At 59.3% G+C, this 16,074-nt stretch carries 12 protein-coding genes; 2 read left to right on the top strand and 10 right to left on the bottom strand.

Translation table 11 applies throughout. The features are described 5' to 3' along the window. Positions 1–2: 2 nt before the first annotated feature. Positions 3–1,253 (bottom strand): lipoprotein-releasing ABC transporter permease subunit, encoded by a 1,251-nt coding sequence (locus QLG10_RS11635; RefSeq protein WP_110746549.1) that lies wholly within the window; start codon positions 1,251–1,253, stop codon positions 3–5. A gap of 94 nt (positions 1,254–1,347) precedes the next feature. On the opposite strand from QLG10_RS11635, the gene QLG10_RS11630 reads away from it, so the two are divergent. Both QLG10_RS11630 and QLG10_RS11625 read left to right on the top strand, forming a co-directional pair. Continuing rightward, a complete protein-coding gene (locus tag QLG10_RS11630) occupies positions 1,348–1,929 on the top strand; it encodes a PilZ domain-containing protein (RefSeq protein WP_110746547.1) in 582 nt (193 codons plus the stop codon). Positions 1,930–1,943: 14 nt separating this feature from the next. Then, on the top strand, positions 1,944–2,666 hold the full coding sequence (locus QLG10_RS11625; protein ID WP_020798486.1) for a glycerophosphodiester phosphodiesterase family protein: 723 nt from the start codon (positions 1,944–1,946) through the stop codon (positions 2,664–2,666). Positions 2,667–2,708: 42 nt separating this feature from the next. Here the strand turns inward: QLG10_RS11625 and sthA are convergent, their stop codons facing one another. The 9 genes from sthA to QLG10_RS11580 all read right to left on the bottom strand — a co-directional run bounded on the left by sthA (position 2,709) and on the right by QLG10_RS11580 (position 15,930). Then, the gene (gene sthA, locus QLG10_RS11620) at positions 2,709–4,103 is read right to left on the bottom strand and encodes a Si-specific NAD(P)(+) transhydrogenase (protein WP_020798487.1); all 1,395 of its coding nucleotides are present in this window, start codon (positions 4,101–4,103) and stop codon (positions 2,709–2,711) included. A 207-nt stretch (positions 4,104–4,310) separates the two neighbouring features. Then, a complete protein-coding gene (locus QLG10_RS11615; RefSeq protein ID WP_282487361.1) occupies positions 4,311–5,327 on the bottom strand; it encodes an FAD:protein FMN transferase in 1,017 nt (338 codons plus the stop codon). Between the two features lie 178 nt (positions 5,328–5,505). Then, a complete protein-coding gene (locus QLG10_RS11610; protein ID WP_282487360.1) occupies positions 5,506–6,945 on the bottom strand; it encodes an efflux transporter outer membrane subunit in 1,440 nt (479 codons plus the stop codon). Positions 6,946–6,954: 9 nt separating this feature from the next. Then, positions 6,955–9,105 (bottom strand): glycosyltransferase family 2 protein, encoded by a 2,151-nt coding sequence (locus QLG10_RS11605; RefSeq protein WP_282487359.1) that lies wholly within the window; start codon positions 9,103–9,105, stop codon positions 6,955–6,957. 1 nt (position 9,106) lies between these two features. Next, positions 9,107–10,351 carry a hypothetical protein gene (locus tag QLG10_RS11600; RefSeq protein ID WP_248679008.1) on the bottom strand — a complete coding sequence of 415 codons (1,245 nt, stop codon included), beginning with the start codon at positions 10,349–10,351 and terminating at the stop codon, positions 9,107–9,109. After that, positions 10,348–11,553 (bottom strand): HlyD family secretion protein, encoded by a 1,206-nt coding sequence (locus QLG10_RS11595; protein ID WP_248679009.1) that lies wholly within the window; start codon positions 11,551–11,553, stop codon positions 10,348–10,350. Before QLG10_RS11595 ends, QLG10_RS11600 begins: the two co-directional genes overlap by 4 nt. A gap of 503 nt (positions 11,554–12,056) precedes the next feature. Next, a complete protein-coding gene (locus tag QLG10_RS11590; RefSeq protein WP_282487358.1) occupies positions 12,057–12,440 on the bottom strand; it encodes a hypothetical protein in 384 nt (127 codons plus the stop codon). Between the two features lie 551 nt (positions 12,441–12,991). Continuing rightward, a complete protein-coding gene (locus QLG10_RS11585) occupies positions 12,992–14,107 on the bottom strand; it encodes a polymorphic toxin type 44 domain-containing protein (RefSeq protein ID WP_282487357.1) in 1,116 nt (371 codons plus the stop codon). 359 nt (positions 14,108–14,466) lie between these two features. Next, complete coding sequence (locus tag QLG10_RS11580; protein ID WP_033043386.1) at positions 14,467–15,930, bottom strand: glyceraldehyde-3-phosphate dehydrogenase; 1,464 nt, start codon at positions 15,928–15,930, stop codon at positions 14,467–14,469. Positions 15,931–16,074 lie beyond the last annotated feature (144 nt).

Raw genomic sequence — 16,074 nt, 5'->3', positions numbered from 1 at the left:
ACTCACTCATAACGTAGCGCCTGGGCCGGCTGGGTACGCGCGGCACGCCAGGCGGGATACAGGGTAGCGAGGAAACTCAGGACCAGCGCCGCACAGCAGACCATGACCACGTCCTGGCTCTGCACCTGCGACGGCAGGTAATCGATAAAATACACATCGGCATTGAGAAACTTGTGGCCGATCAGGCCTTCAAGCGCCGAGATCGCGGCGCTGACGTTGAGCGCGGCGAAAATCCCGACCACCGCGCCGATGGCCGTGCCGACCACGCCGATGACCGTGCCCTGGACCATGAAGGTGCGCATGATCGTGCCCGGCGTGGCGCCGAGCGTGCGCAGGATCGCAATATCGCCCTTCTTGTCGTTCACCACCATCACCAGCGTGGAAATGATGTTGAACGCGGCGACCGCAACGATCAGCAACAACAACAGGCCGATCATGGCTTTTTCCATGCGGATGGCCTGGTACAGGTTGCCATGGGTGCGGGTCCAGTCGCGGGCGTAGTAGCGGTCTTCGCCCAGCTCGCGGGCGATGCTCCACGCCTCGCGCGGCGCCTGGAACAGATCGTCGAACTTCAGCCGCAGGCCCTGGACCTGGTCCGGTTTCCAGCGATGCAGGCGCGCCAGGTCCTGCAGGTTGGTGATGCCCAGGTAACCATCGAGCTCACCGGCGCCGACATGGAAGATGCCGACCACGGTGAAGCGCTTCATGCGCGGGAACATCCCGGCGGGCGTCACAGTGACCTCCGGCGCCACGAACGTCAGTTTGTCGCCCACGGCCGCACCGAGCTTGGCCGCGGCCTTGTCACCGATGACGATGCCGAATTCGCCCGGCGCCAGGTCGTCGAGTTTGCCCTGCAGCATGAAGTTGTCGATGATCGACACCTGCCGTTCCTGCACCGGGTCGATGGCATTGAGCAGGATTTTGTTGACCTTGCCGTTGTTGGTCAGCAACCCCTGCATTTGCGTGAACGGCGCCACGGCCGCTACCTGCGGGTTCTGCTTGACCTTGGCGGCCAGGCCTTGCCAATCGCTGACCGGCTCGCCGGATTCGATGGTCGCGTGGGGCACCATGCCCAGCACGCGGGTGCGCATCTCATGATCGAAGCCGTTCATGACCGACAGCACCACGATCATCACGACCACGCCAAGGGCGAGTCCGATCATCGAGGTCAGGGAAATGAATGACACAAAATGATTGCGACGCTTTGCACGGGTATAACGCGTGCCGATAAATACGAAGAGAGGTCTGAACATGTCGGGGCTTGTTCGGAGGGAAAAGGAACGTCCTTGTGGCGGGGGTCGATAACCAGCTTTACACTCAGACCACCGCCGCTACCATGGGTTCGCCATGTCGACATTAGATGAAGAAGATCGCCGCGAATACTACCGTATCGAGGACATGATCGCACTGGAAATTCGGCCCCTGTCCGCCCTTGAAGCCGCAGGGCAGGAAGTGTTGCAGGATGCTTCCCCGCTATTCAATCTGCTCAGCGAACTGCACCTGAGCGAATTCGAGTCGCAACACCTGCTGCGCCAGATCAGCGAGCGCGACCGCAACCTCGCGGCGTTCCTCAAATCCCAGAACAAGCGCATCGACCTGCTCAGCCAGGTGATCGCCATCACTGTGCTCGGGCAGATCGGCGAACCCCAACCGGTGATCATTTCCGAAGGCGGCATCGACTTCCAGCACCCGACCCCCATCGCCGCCGACGCGCGCCTGTCGATCAAGCTGGTGCTGATGCCCCAGGCCCTGGGCCTGTTGCTGCGCGCACGCGTCACCCACTGCGACCGCAAGGGCGAGGGCTTTGATGTCGGCACCGAATTCGAACACTTGACCGACGCCCAGCGACAATTGTTGGCGCGCTACATTTTGCAAAGGCAGGCCCAGGAACGACGCCTGGCCCGCGAACTGAACGAATCAGGCATTTAAATTAAGGAACGATCGTGACCCTCATCTACGGCCATCGCGGCGCCAAGGGCGAAGCACCGGAAAACACCCTGACCAGCTTCCAGCAATGTCTCAAGCACGGCGTGCGCCGTTGTGAACTGGACCTGCACCTGTCCATGGACGGCGAGCTGATGGTCATCCACGATCCGACGCTCAAGCGCACCACCGACCGGCGCGGCAAGGTCGTGGAGCACACCGCGGCAGAGCTGGTGACCTACGACGCGCGCAAGGGTGGACCGGGCTGGATCACGCCGTGCCCGATTCCAACCCTGGAAGAGTTGTTCGAGAAATGCGATTTCGAGCACTGGCAGCTGGAGGTCAAGAGCGCGTCACGCACCCGCGCCGCCACAACGGTGCTGGCAATTCGCGAAATGGCGCAACGACATGGCCTGCTGGACAAGATCACCATCACGTCGAGTTCGCGGGAAGTACTGAAGGCGGCGCTGGACCTGGTGCCGGACGTGTCCCGCGGCCTGGTGGCCGAATACGCCTGGCTCGACCCGTTGAAGGTTGCGCAAGGCTATGGCTGCGAGATCCTGGCGTTGAACTGGACCCTGTGTACGCCGGAACGCCTGGAGAAGGCGCAGCGCCAGGGGCTGCATGTGTCGGTGTGGACAGTCAACGAACCCGCGCTGATGCGCAGGCTCGCTGATTTCGGCGTTGACAGCCTGATTACAGACTTTCCCGGTTTGGCCACTGCCACGCTCGAGAATTGCTGAAATCGGTCTCCCCGGCCGGCTCAGGCCACCGGCCGGAGCCGCTCAAAAAAGCCGGTTGAGGCCGTCGTACGCGGCAACCCGATAGGCTTCGGCCATGGTCGGGTAGTTGAACGTGGTGTTGACGAAGTACTTCAAGGTATTGAGCTCGCCCGGCTGGTTCATGATCGCCTGGCCGATGTGCACGATCTCCGACGCCTGGTAACCGAAGCAGTGAACGCCCAGCACTTCCAGGGTTTCACGGTGGAACAGGATCTTGAGCATGCCTTGCGGCTCGCCGGCGATCTGCGCCCGGGCCATGCTCTTGAAGAACGCCTTGCCCACTTCGTACGGCACCTTGGCCTGGGTCAGCTCCTGCTCGTTCTTGCCGATCGAACTGATCTCCGGAATGGTATAGATCCCGGTCGGCACGTCATTGACGAAGCGCCAGCTGCCGTTGTCGACAATGCTGCCAGCGGCCGAACGGCCCTGGTCGTGGGCGGCACTGGCCAGGCTCGGCCAGCCGATGACATCGCCCGCGCCATAGATGTTCTGGATGCCGGTGCGGTAGTTCTCGTCGACTTCGATCTGGCCGCGACTGTTGACCTTCACACCGATGTTTTCCAGGCCCAGCTGATCGGTGTTGCCCGTGCGGCCGTTGCACCAGAGCAAGGCGTCGGCCTTGATTTTCTTGCCAGACTTGAGGTGCAGGATAACGCCGTTGTCCACGCCTTCGACGCGGTCGTACTCTTCGTTGTGGCGAACGGTGATGTTGTTGTTGCTGAAGTGGTAGCTCAGGGCCTGGGAAATTTCCGAGTCGAGGAAGCTCAGCAACTGACCACGGTTATCCACCAGCTCGACCAGTACACCCAGGCCACTGAAGATCGATGCGTATTCGCAACCAATCACGCCGGCGCCGTAGACGATGAGTTTGCGCGGGGTGTGGCCGAGGCTGAGGATGGTGTCGCTATCGTAGATACGCGGGTGATGGAAATCGATGTCGGCCGGGCGATAAGGGCGCGACCCGGTGGCGATGATGATGTGCTTGGCCACCAGCTTTTCCACCACGCCGTTGGCGCAGACCACTTCGATGGTTTGCTCGTCGGCGAAACTGCCGGTGCCGAAGAACACGTCGACGCGGTTACGGGCGTAGTAGCCGGTGCGCGAGGCGACTTGCTTGGAAATCACTTTCTCGGCGCTTTTCAACACATCCGGGAACGAGAACCAGCGCGGCTCACCAATGGCCCGGAACATCGGGTTGGTGTTGAACTGCATGATCTGCCGGACCGAGTGACGCAGTGCCTTGGACGGGATGGTGCCCAAGTGAGTGCAGTTGCCGCCGACCTGGCGACGGCTATCGACCATCGCCACCTTGCGCCCTGCCTTGGCGGCGTTCATTGCCGCGCCTTCCCCTGCCGGGCCGGAACCCAACACCACCACGTCGTAGTTGTAGACAGCCATGCGTACTCCTCAGAACAGGCCGCGGCACCAGCGGCACCTGCGGCTAAATCACGCCAATCTGTGGCATGAAGGAACAATTTGGGGTCCATGCAGAACCCGGACACAGTCTATAGAAGCGTCAACGCCGCGCACATTAACCCTTGGTCGCGTCGTAGGCTAGTTTTGCATGCACTACAACGCCAGGTTTCAATGCCCGAATCGCCGCAATCACTCGGTTTCCTTGCCACTCAGGCGCTCAAAAGCGTGACTGCTGCGTGTGACGAAACCTGTATCGGCACGCATCACAAAAAATGCGCCGATGTCGTGTTTTTCCGCGTAGTCCCAACCCTGCTCCGGGCCGAGAATCAGCAACAGCGTCGATAAGCCATCGGCCATCAGCGCTGAAGGATGAATCACCGTGACCGACGCCAGGTTGTGTGAGACCGGTAAACCTGTGCGGGAATCGAGGGTGTGGGAAAAGCGCTGGCCACCCTGCACGAAATAGTTGCGGTAGTCACCCGACGTCGACACGCCATAACCGTCGACCGCGATGATGCGCTCGGCCACCTGTTGATCGTCGCGGGGTTCTTCCAGGGCGATGCGCCACGCTGTGCCATCGGCTTTCCTGCCGGCGGCCTTGAGCTCGCCGGTGGCTTCGGCGAGGTAGTCGTGGATGCCCAAAGCGTCGAGCTTCGCGGCAATCGTGTCCACCGCATAACCGGCGGCGATGCTGTTGAAGTCGACTTCGACCGCGGCGTCCTTGCACAACTGCTCGCCGTCAATGCGCAGATGATCGTGACCGACACGTTGGCGCACCTCGGCCAGCGCCTGGGCAGTGGGGATTTTTTCCTCACGGGCCTGTGGGCCGAAGCCCCAGAGATCGAGCAGCGGCTCGACGGTCAAATCGAAGGCGCCTGCACTTTGCATGGACAGCTGCTCACCCACGCGGACCAATTGCAGGACCGACGCAGGCATTACCCGACAGTGGTTGGCCGGTAACGCATTGAATTGCTCGATGTCCGAATCGCTGCGATAGGTCGACAGCTGCCGGTCGACCTCCACCAGGATCCTCTCGACCTCGGCCTGGACATCTGCCGGGGCGGGAAGACCGGCATGACGCTTGTACTTGATCGAATACGTGCTGCCCATGGTCGGCCCGCCGAAGCTTTCCATGGAGTCGCCGTTGCCGCAGGCGGACAAGGTGCCGATCAGCACCAAAAGACCATACCGTCGCCAGGTCAACAAATCTCCCCCCAATCATTCCCGGACACAACGCCAGGCTCAGCCATTATGCGATACAAATGTGGGAGCGGGCTTGCTCGCGAAGGCGGTGCACCAGATGACAACAATGCCGTCTGACACACTGCCTTCGCGAGCAAGCCCGCTCCCACAAGGGATTTGTGGTGTGAGGGTATCGCGTGATTCAACGATCCGCCATCTTCAACGATTGGCTCCACCCTCCCCCCAGCGCCTTGTACAACGTCACCTGGTTGATCTCCCGTGCCAACTCCAGCTGCGCCCACTTCTGCTGCGCATCAAACAATGAGCGCTGGGCATCCATGGTAGAAAAATAGCTGTCCAGCCCCGACTCGAAACGCAGGCGCGACTGCCGGTAGGCTTCCTGATAATCCCCGACCAGCTTTTTCTGGAACTCGACTTGGGTGAGCATTTCCTGCCGGGCGTTCAAGGCATCGGCTGCTTCTCGAAATGCGTTCTGCACCGTGGCTTCATAGGCCGCCGCCTGGCCGGCGAAGCGGGCATGACTGGCGTCCACTTGCGCCCGCCGCGCGCCCCCGTCGATCAAGGGCAACGAGCCGGCCAGCGCCACCGACCAGAACTCGGCCGGGCCACTGAGCAATTGGGAAAACTCCCCGGTCAGGCTGCCCAGCGCCGACGTCAGGGAAAAAGTCGGGAAGTACGCCGTACGGGCCGCGCCGATATCTGCTTTGGCTGCACGCAACTGCGCCTCGGCCGACATGATGTCGGGCCGCCGCTCCACCAGCGCCGAAGGCAAACCCGCCGGCACGTCCAGCGTCGCCAACTGCTCACCCAGCGCGCCGGTCGGCAGCAACCCCACAGGTACCGGTTGCCCCACCAGCACCCGCAGCGCGTTCATGTCCTGCGCCACTTGCATGCGATACGTATTGACCTGCACCGCCGCCGTGTTGGTTTGTGCATCCGCCTGGTGGACATCGATCCGCGCACTGGAACCGAGATTATAACTCTTGCGCAACAGCTGCCCGTAGCGGTCATGGGATTGCCAGGTGTTCTGCGCAAGGTCGAGCAAATGCTGATTGGCCTTGAGGCTCAACCAGGTGCTGGCAACTTCGCCGATCAGCGCCAGCCGCGCCGTTTGGTAATCCGCCTCGGACGCTTCGAACCGTGCCCCCGCGGCATTACGCTGGCTGCGGATACGCCCGAACAAGTCCAACTCGTAGGAGGTAAAGCCGGCCGTTGCCTGATAGGTGTTGGCGATGCTGCCCGCCGTATCGCCGCCTCCCGGTGTGCGCACCAATGGCGGTAACTTGCTGCGACCGGCGTAAGTGTCGATGCCGATCGTAGGAAAAAGCCCTGAGCGTGCACTGTCATACCCGGCCCGCGCCTCCTCGACGCTGGCCGCGAACTGTCGCAGGCTGCGGTTGTTGGCCAGGGCCATGTCAATCAACTGGCGCAGGCGCTCGTCGACCACAAAACCGCGCCAATCCTTATCGAACGCCTGCTTGCCGTTGCAGCATTCACCGGCGGTGTTCGCCGGCCACTGCTGGTCGATCGGTGCCTCGGGTTTCTCGTAGGTCGGTTCCAGCGAACAACCGCCAAGCAAAAACAAGGTCATGAAACATGAGGTGGGTAAGCAATGGTTCATGGCGCGTACCTAAAAACGTTGGCCGAGCAAAGCTCGCAAGGGGGAAAGAAGCAACGACCACAGGCCCGCCCGTTCGACACTGATGTGCGGCACAGCCTGTTTACGCGAACGAACACTGATCGGCCGCCACCGAGGCGGCGAGAAAGGGGTCGGCGTCTTGAGCGGCTTGACGGAACGTGGCGCCAGACTTTTTTCGCCCAGTAGCGAGCGCTGCAGCAAAGTGCCAAAGGCCTGTGCCGGCTCGGCCTTGCTGACGACATTGATGGTCGCATCGCTGAACAGCCGCGCGATCAGGCGCCGGCGCACCCCTTCATCAAGGTCGGCGAAACGCAGGCCCAATTGGTCCTCGCCGTGATTGCGCATGACTTCGACATCGAGCCAACCCAACTTGTCGATCCAGATCTGACCGCACAGACCCGGCTTGATCGAGGCAGCGAAGGCGCAATTGAGCGACGCGCCGCTAAGGGAAATATCCACCAGGCGCCCCGCCAGGACCTTGCCGCCGAAACGAAACCCGGTGGGTTTATCGAATGGAAAGCGCTCTTCGCCATGCAAGCGTGGGCGGTCGACACAGGCCACCAGGGTCGCGAGGTTGTACACCAGCGCAACCACCGTCCAGCAGAGATTGAATAGCATGTTGCCGTCGAACGAGGCAGCCGTGCTGATGGCGATATAGGCGCCAAACTGCGAAAGCAGGGTCAAGGCCAGGAAGAAACCGAACAGCTTCCCATGCACCATGGTTTTCGTCCGGTCGAGGCCCTTGGCGGTGACTTTGAACGGGCGCCCGAACGGTCGGATCATGGCGCTGGCGATGGTGGCAGTGACCGCCAGCGAGGCAACGATCTGCGTGACCTCGGTGAAAATCGGCAAGGTCCGTCGGTCCGTCACCCAGGTCCCATAACCCCAGAACGCAATCAGCGCCGGCATGCCGAACGCAAGGAAATCCAGCGGATTGGCGTAGAACCCGGCGATGCCGAAGTACCAGTACAGCACCGGCGACACCAGCATCATCAAGATGAAGGGTTTGGAAAACCAGTGCATCAGCCCATGGATATAGTGCAGCCGGTCATTGAGCGTGTAGCCGCTGCCGCGCAACGGCCCCTCCTTGAGCAATGCCACCTGGATCGTGCCCAGGCACCAGCGCCCACGTTGATTGATGTACTCGGTCAAGCCTTCGGCAGACAAACCAATGGACAGACGCTCATTCAACCAGCGGGTGACATAGCCTTTTTGCAACAAACGGTAAGTGGTGTAGATGTCTTCACACACCGAGCCTGTAGGAAAACCGCCGATTTCGGTAATCAGATCGCGCCGCACCACGAAGGACGTGCCGACACAAAACGCCGCATCCCAGCCATCCTTCGCCGGCTGGAATACATCGAAGAACACCCGTTGCTCATCCACCCAACAGGCCGACGTGCCGAGGTTGTGCTGGATGGGATCGGGGTTGTAGTAGAACTGTGGCGTCTGCACCAGGCCGACCCTGGGGTCGTCGAACAGCCCGAGGGTGCGCAGGAGGATCGGCTGCTGCGGCGCAAAGTCGGCATCGAGCACCAAAATGTACGGCGCGTTGCTCAGGGCCGCCGACTGGCGCAGGCCGTTGTTGAGATTGCCGGCCTTGGCGTGGGAATTGTCCGGGCGCCGCGCATACTGCACGCCCATTTCGGCGCAGTAGTCGCGCAGCCAGTCGCGGCGGGTGTCGTCGAGCACCCAGATGGTGAAGTTCGGGTAGTCGATGGCCTGGGCCGCAATGATGGTTTTTTCGAGGATTTCCAGGCCTTCGTTGTAGGTGGCGATGAAGATGTCCACCGCAGGGACCGCGCGGCCTTGTTCTCTGAGCCGGCGTTCACCGGCATCGGCATCTGCGCGGTGATCCGTCCGACAAAGCATCACGACGATGGAAAACAGCGTGTAACCAATCGCCAGCATCTCGAACAGCAGGAAGGTGTACGCCCAGACCGTGGCGAATCCGGAATGCCCATCGGGCAAGGTGTCGCGAATCCGCCAGGCCGCATAGTTGATCAGCAGGAAGGCGGTGATGGCACCGAAACCGACCCGCGCGGCCCATTGATCGCGGTGAGTCAGGCAGGTGAACAGAATCACCGCTGCCAGCGTCCAGAAATTGATTTGCAGCAGTTGCAGCGAGTCCAGTGCCTGCATGTCAGTCAGCCTCTCGCAAACCGGTAAAGGGATTGACGCCGGTGGCGGCAATGGCCGCCCACGCTGTGGCGCCCAGGTGAGGCAGGTGGTAGTAGAAAAAATCGTTGCTGACCGAGTCCGGGCCTATGGCCAGCCCGGTACTGATGCGTTCTGCCGGTGTTGCGAACAGCCAGCCGTTGCCCGCCTGCTGGGCCAGCAGCACGCTCCACAACGGCTGCGCCTTGTCACTGAGCCCGCTCAAGCGCGCCACGGCAGCGGCCTGGGCGGTGCCCTCGGTCCACAGGCCATCGGGGTCGCGGTTGAAACCGTAACCTTCGCCGGCACGGTGAGCGCGGTCGATGAAGGCGAAAACGCGCCGCCAGTCCTTGGGTGGCTCGTGCAGGGCGATCAACGGCCAGATCTGCGCGTCCAGCCCCGAGCGCACGCGGTCCGAGGTCTGGCCGTCCGCGCCCGTGCCGATCAGGAAACGCCCTTCCCCGGCGTCCCATTGGCTGGAGACAAACTGCCGGGCAATTTGCGCTTGTTTTGCCGAGTCCTGGTTCGGCGCCACCGCGTCGAGGGCCGACCACGCAGCGGCGAGGTCGACGTTATGCTCGGTGGATTTCCAGTTCTGCTGGACCTGCTTGTCAAAGTACCCGTAATAGCCACCACTGAATCCGGCGGGCGCTTGCCCGTCGTAGGTGTTTTGCTGCGACCAGTGCAGGGTTTTTCGCGCGGCTTCCAGGTAGGACGCCTCACCGCTCTGGCGAAATGCTTCCAGCAGCGCCAGTGCCGCCCAGGCTTGATTGCCGGTGGCGCTGCTAACTTGATAGGCGTCCTGGTTCCAGGCATTGCGCTCGACACTCCAGTAGCCCGGCAACTTCATCGACGGTGCCGCCACCGGGCCGGCGGCGTAGGCGTTGCGCAGGCGTCCGTCCTGGTACTCCGGGTCATGGCCTGTGGCGAACGCCAATGCATCGGCGATCCGCCGCGCCGACCCGGCCTTGCCGCAGGCAAACAAGGCGATGCTCGCCAGTGCGTTGTCGTAGGTGAACGCCACGCCGCGCAACGCCAGGATCGGCGCAGGCTGGCCATCCAGCGGCGGGTAACTGGCTACCAGCACCGGCCCCGCCGGCTGCGATGTCACGGCCTGATCCAGCGCCGCACAGGTCATTGCCGCCAGTTGCGGTCGGACTTGCGCGGCCCATCCGCTTGCCACTCCGGTCATCAACATCAACCCCACCATCGCTCGCAATACAATGCTCATGGCCGCGACACCTCGGCACTGGCCCACAATCCCGGGTTGCAGGTCATGGCGCGCTGGCTGTCCGTGAGGTCGGTGGCAAAAGTGCCGACCACGTACACGGAATTTTGCTCGGCATAGGGAAACGGCACGCTGTAGGTATTGGCGCGGATGTCCGAAGCGCTGGACAACAACTGCACCACACTGGCCTTGAGGGGCTGGTCGAGGCCGCGGATTTTCACGGTGAGCACGCTGTCGCGGTCGATCTTGCTGGCCATGCGCTCGGGAAACACCGCGATCACATAGCTCTGCGCGCAATCGGTGGCCCGCAGCAAGGTCGAACCGGCCTGCACCAGCGTGCCCTGGGGCGCCAGCAGTTCCTGGACAGTACCGGGCGAATACGCCACGACGTCGTAGCCGGCCATCATCCGGACGCGGTTCTGCTCGGTTTCGATCAGTTGGTTGAGATTGTCGAGTTCCTGCTGATAGGTCACCCGGTTGCGCGCCTGATTCTCCAGGCTGAGTTTCAGCGTGGTCATTTGCGCGCTGAGATCGAACATGCGCAGTTGATCGGGGTCGAGGTACACCTGTTTGTTGGCGGCACTCACGTCACCATCGGTGATCCGCAACTGCGAACGCACTGACTCGGCCGCGCCTTGCAACGAAGCCAGCTGCGCTTTCGACGAAGCCACCACCGCACCACTGACCGCCCCCTGAACGAACAACTCGAGATTGCGCTCGACCGTTTCCTGGGCATCGATCAACCGCGCGCTGGCGGCACTGTTCTCGGCTTTCAAGGCTTTTTGCGTGTAAAGCTGGCGGGTGTGAAACGCGGCCTGGTAACGCTGGCTGGTTTTCTCCAGCTCCTCGTAATACCGCTGATCGTGCTCGGCCTGGCTGGCCGAAGACGACAGCTGTTGCTCCAGGGTCAGGCGCCGGGTTTGCAGGGTCAGCAAGGTTTCCTGGTTCGCCCGCGGGTTTTCCACCACGGCAATCTTCTGGCCCTGGCTAAACGTCACCCCGGGCTTGACCGCCAGGGAACTCACCACGCCATCGATCGGCGTGGTCAACAGAATCACCGGCGCATTCAGAATCGCCCGGGTGGCCGAGGCCGACACCAGTGGCATGAGCAAAGTGGACATCAACAGCCAGACAACAAACCCCAGCACCCCCAATCCCACCAGGCGCGGTAACAGCGATAACAACTTCGAGCGTTCTTGCGCCATGTTCGACTCTCCCGATAGACCAACCGCATATCAGCCAGGCAATAGCAGGCCTGACTGCGAAAACACTTTTGGCAGGGTGAGCAAAACGTAATGGGTCTTTGCACGGCAATTAAGCCGACGCTGATTGATATGATTTTTATTGTGAGGTGAGCGGGAATGGGATTCCCGTCTTTTTGGAGAGTTGCGGTGGAGCATGACTATTGGGTTGCCCGAGGCAGAGCGGGCGGTGTCATTGGCGACACTAGATTCAGTGCCTTGGGGTGTCAAGTAATTGAATGGAGCAATTAAATGGCGTCAAATATGTAGCGGCTTGACGATTGGATCCATGTAGTGCGGTCCAAACGAAATCACCAACAACCTCTTATTTTTACTAATGATTTTTATTTTTTATACTGAAAGGAACTTTGTATCGAATATCAGACAATTCTTAAATTTCGAGCGGTAAGATTAAAAAAGTATAAGCCCCCATCAAGCCAAAACCGACTAACTCATTTTGTCGCATGTTACGGCTTCGCCAATTCCCATTGACACTCCTTCAACCTATCCACATCTGTACTACTTCCTTTGCGCATATCAATATTTCCGTTGGCGTCGAGAAAAATATGCATGCTTGGCCACTTCGGTTTGATGCTGATGCAGTGCCAACGCTGATTCTCGACCCCCCAAGAAAACTCCATGAAGAATTCGGGATCCGGAAATAGAAATCCGTGATCGACAACCACACTACCGGCAAACACCCTCCCCTTGTATATCCGGTCTTGAACATTCCATATGTACTGCAGCTCATGCAAAGCGTCCTGTGAATAATGGACAGTCGCTGTTGGTAATACAAAAGCATTCCAGATAAATATCGGAAAGAATATCAAAACCGGTAGCAGCAGAGGCACCAACGGAATCCATAGCCATCGTATATACCGGAAATAGGGTCTAGCGATTTTTTTCACTAACCCCACTCCCTAAATTTTCCGGGTGAATAACGAAAATCTGCATTTGCTTTTTAACTATTTACGTCGCTCATGGGCTTGCGGGATCTGTAATGCACTGCTTCAATCTATCTGAGTCCGTGCCCCTGCCTTCGCTTTGATCAATATCGCCATTGGCATCAAGGTAGATGTGCGTATTGGACCATTTCGGGGATATATTGACGCAGTGTCGGAGACCCTTATCGTTCCACCAAGAAATCTCCATGAAAAACTTCTCATCCGGAAAAAAAAACCCATAATCCCGTGTACTGCTGCCGGGGGGGAGATCTCCCTTGTAAATCCGGTGCTGCACATTCCAGATGAACCGGAGTTCATCCACGCCGTTCTTGGAGTAATGGACCGTTGCAGCTGGCAACACAATGATTCGCCAGAGTGCTATTAGCAAAACCACCAGCAGGGGAAGTAATAGCGGTAGCAAAGGAATCCATAGCCACAGAACGTAGCGTGATCTGGATTTATTTGCAAATGTGGACACGGATTCCTTTCCCCCATCTCTCTGGAGCAATTCCCAATACTTCACTCATGATGACCTGCGCATTTATACTTCCATTAGGGTACTGGTTGGCGAGCTTGATACCGATACTGATCGATACCCTATCAGCTACATCATCCCATGATCGCAACTTCGTCCAAGGACTGTCTGTAGGACGAGGGCCTAGAAGCCTTCTTTCCTCTTTTGGTTTTGTTAGCCACTCATCAACCTTACGGAAAGAATCCGAGGCGACCTGTTCAGCCCCTGCACCGTCTAATAGCAAGCTTTCTGAAAGCCCGCCTGCAGTACCAACATACCCATAGTGAATATTCGACCAGATATCGTAGTAGTACTCGTAATCCCCTTGCTTGTGTCGGACAACGCCGTTGTAAATCGCCTCCAGCTTCGGCTTATGGTCCCATTCCATATTTTGACCCACTTGCTTAGTCCAGATTGCCATCGCCTGCAGCTTTTGTGTCCATTCGATTCCGTTGAAATTCGGTGGTCCGGCCAACCTTGCGTACCAGGGTAACGACCGAAACTTCCTGGCTTCTGCGCCGCTGTCGTAGCTCAACAGCTCTTTCATTTTCAACACGTCCGGATGCTTGATGTTCCTATTCATCTCGCCAGCGATGTAGCTGGCCAGCGCTTCCATTTGGTCTGGATGGTTACAGACCTTGCTTCCACCAAGATCACCGAGGGGGTTAGCGACTTTATCTGCCAGCTTCAGATCAACCACCTGGGGCCTGGTTATAAAGCTGTTAGCAGCCGGGGTCGCCGGTGAGCTTGCGACCCTGGTGGCCAGCTGCGCAGAGTCAGCCTTGTTTTGATACGTAGCGGTGAGCACCGAGGGAATCAGCTCAGCCTTGCAAGGGCAGGTGCTGTAGCTATCCAGTGTGCCCGCCACTCGCTTTCCATGACTGATAACGTGCGAAACGCCACCGACGATCCGATACGTCTCCCCATCCTCTCCACACGTGACTCGATCACCTTCGCAGGCGTGGGCAACGCCAAACATCATGACTCGAGTGTCACCATCCAGAACCTTGCCACCACAGCTGGTTCGGTCATTCAAGCCGATGAAATGTCCTTCTTTCATTGAATTCCCACTCCGTTACTTGCGGCCGAGCCCGGAAAGTTTACGAAGATGAGTTGTGATCGCCACCCAATGAAACAAGGGTTGTCCAGACTACGCAGATTCTCTGGGGGATATGAGGGCTGCAAGCGTGCATTCATTTCAAACTCCTTATCCTTGGAAGGTGTTTAGAAATGATGCAGCGGACGCTGACAGCGTTGCGACTGCCACGGCGAGGTCAAAAAGACGATTCAGACGTTTCGTCAAACCGAACAGTCTTTTTCCTACAAAAATGTTTTTATTTGCAAAGAAAAGTCTGAAGGACGCACGAACAAAAACGCCCCGACCTGAGTCGGGGCGTTTTCACGTGCAGCTAAAAGAGCTTAGCGCGGGAAAGCTGGCGGGTTTACACCGGCCATGTCTTCCATCACGCGAACCACTTGGCAGCTGTAACCGAATTCGTTGTCGTACCAAACGTACAGTACAACGCGGTTATCCTGGGTGATGGTCGCTTCAGCGTCCACGACGCCTGCGTGGCGCGAGCCAACGAAGTCGGTGGAAACCACTTCCTGCGAATTGACGTAGTCGATCTGCTTGTGCAGGTCCGAGTGCATGGCCATCTGGCGCAGGTACTCGTTGATCTCTTCGCGGGTGGTGGCCTTTTCCAGGTTCAGGTTCAGGATGGCCATCGACACGTTTGGCGTAGGAACGCGAATCGCGTTGCCGGTCAGCTTGCCCTTGAGCACTGGCAGTGCCTTGGCGGCTGCGGTGGCGGCACCGGTCTCGGTGATTACCATGTTCAGCGGCGCGGCGCGGCCACGACGGCTGCCCTTGTGGAAGTTGTCGATCAGGTTCTGGTCGTTGGTGAACGAGTGAACGGTTTCGACGTGGCCGTTGACGATACCGAACTTGTCATTCACAGCCTTCAGCACCGGCACGATGGCGTTGGTGGTGCAGGAAGCGGCCGAGATGATCTTGTCGTCAGGGCTGATGTCGCCATGGTTGATGCCGTGCACGATGTTCTTCAGCGCGCCCTTGCCAGGTGCGGTGAGGATCACGCGGGCAGCGCCCGGGCAGGCCAGGTGCTGGCCCAGGCCGTCGGCGTCACGCCATACACCGGTGTTGTCGACGATCAGTGCGTTCTCGATGCCGTACTGGGTGTAGTCGACTTCGGTCGGGCTCTTGGCGTAGATAACCTGGATCAGGTTGCCGTTGGCGGTGATGGTGTTGTTGGCTTCATCAATGGTGATGGTGCCATCGAACGGGCCATGAACCGAGTCGCGACGCAGCAGGCTGGCACGCTTGACCAGATCGTTCTCGGCGCCTTTGCGCACGACGATGGCGCGCAGGCGCAGGCCGTCGCCGCCACCGGTTTTTTCGATCAGGATGCGCGCCAGCAGACGGCCGATACGACCGAAGCCGTACAGGACAACGTCGGTGCCTTTGCGGGCGGAAGCGTTCTGCTGGCCAACCACGTCGGCCAGTTCTTCACGCACGAACTGCTCGGCAGTACGGCCATTGCCTTCAGCCTTGAACTTGGCTGCCAGCTTGCCCAGGTCTACCGAAGCGGCGCCGAGCTTGAGCTCGCTCATCGCCTTGAGCAGCGGGAATGTTTCGTGGACGGACAGCTCGGTATCGTCGGTTTGACGGTGACGAGCAAAGCGGTGAGCTTTGAGAATCGCAATGACTGAACGATTGATCAGGCTGCGGCCATAGATCGAGCTCACCACATTGTTATTGCGGTAAAGCTGACCGATAAGCGGAATCATCGCTTCTGCGAGTGCTTCACGGTCGATCCATTCACCAAGACACTGGTCGGGCTTCTGAGTCACGGGAACCTTCCACATGTAGGGGCAGAAAAAAGGGGCTACATTATGCCGCCGCGCGCCTCGTGTAGCAATGCGCGCTTGTCGCACCGCCAGTAACAAAATCCCTTTCAAAAAAATCGCGCACCGCTGAAACCCAATGAAACCGGGGCCTCCAGCTTCGTC

It is taken from the genome of Pseudomonas sp. V98_8 (assembly GCF_029967975.1).
Lineage (GTDB): Bacteria > Pseudomonadota > Gammaproteobacteria > Pseudomonadales > Pseudomonadaceae > Aquipseudomonas > Aquipseudomonas umsongensis.
The sequence above is the reverse complement of the archived record's forward strand: the minus strand, read 5'-3'. Positions and strand labels throughout refer to the sequence as shown.

What these genes read in the sequence shown, in the direction of transcription:
- QLG10_RS11635 (WP_110746549.1), bottom strand. Translation starts at nt 1,253, where the DNA reads ATGTTCAGACCTCTCTTCGTATTTATCGGCACGCGTTATACCCGTGCA.
- QLG10_RS11630 (WP_110746547.1), top strand. Translation starts at nt 1,348, where the DNA reads ATGTCGACATTAGATGAAGAAGATCGCCGCGAATACTACCGTATCGAG.
- sthA (WP_020798487.1), bottom strand. Translation starts at nt 4,103, where the DNA reads ATGGCTGTCTACAACTACGACGTGGTGGTGTTGGGTTCCGGCCCGGCA.
- QLG10_RS11610 (WP_282487360.1), bottom strand. Translation starts at nt 6,945, where the DNA reads ATGAACCATTGCTTACCCACCTCATGTTTCATGACCTTGTTTTTGCTT.
- QLG10_RS11605 (WP_282487359.1), bottom strand. Translation starts at nt 9,105, where the DNA reads ATGCAGGCACTGGACTCGCTGCAACTGCTGCAAATCAATTTCTGGACG.
- QLG10_RS11600 (WP_248679008.1), bottom strand. Translation starts at nt 10,351, where the DNA reads ATGAGCATTGTATTGCGAGCGATGGTGGGGTTGATGTTGATGACCGGA.
- QLG10_RS11595 (WP_248679009.1), bottom strand. Translation starts at nt 11,553, where the DNA reads ATGGCGCAAGAACGCTCGAAGTTGTTATCGCTGTTACCGCGCCTGGTG.
- QLG10_RS11585 (WP_282487357.1), bottom strand. Translation starts at nt 14,107, where the DNA reads ATGAAAGAAGGACATTTCATCGGCTTGAATGACCGAACCAGCTGTGGT.
- QLG10_RS11580 (WP_033043386.1), bottom strand. Translation starts at nt 15,930, where the DNA reads ATGTGGAAGGTTCCCGTGACTCAGAAGCCCGACCAGTGTCTTGGTGAA.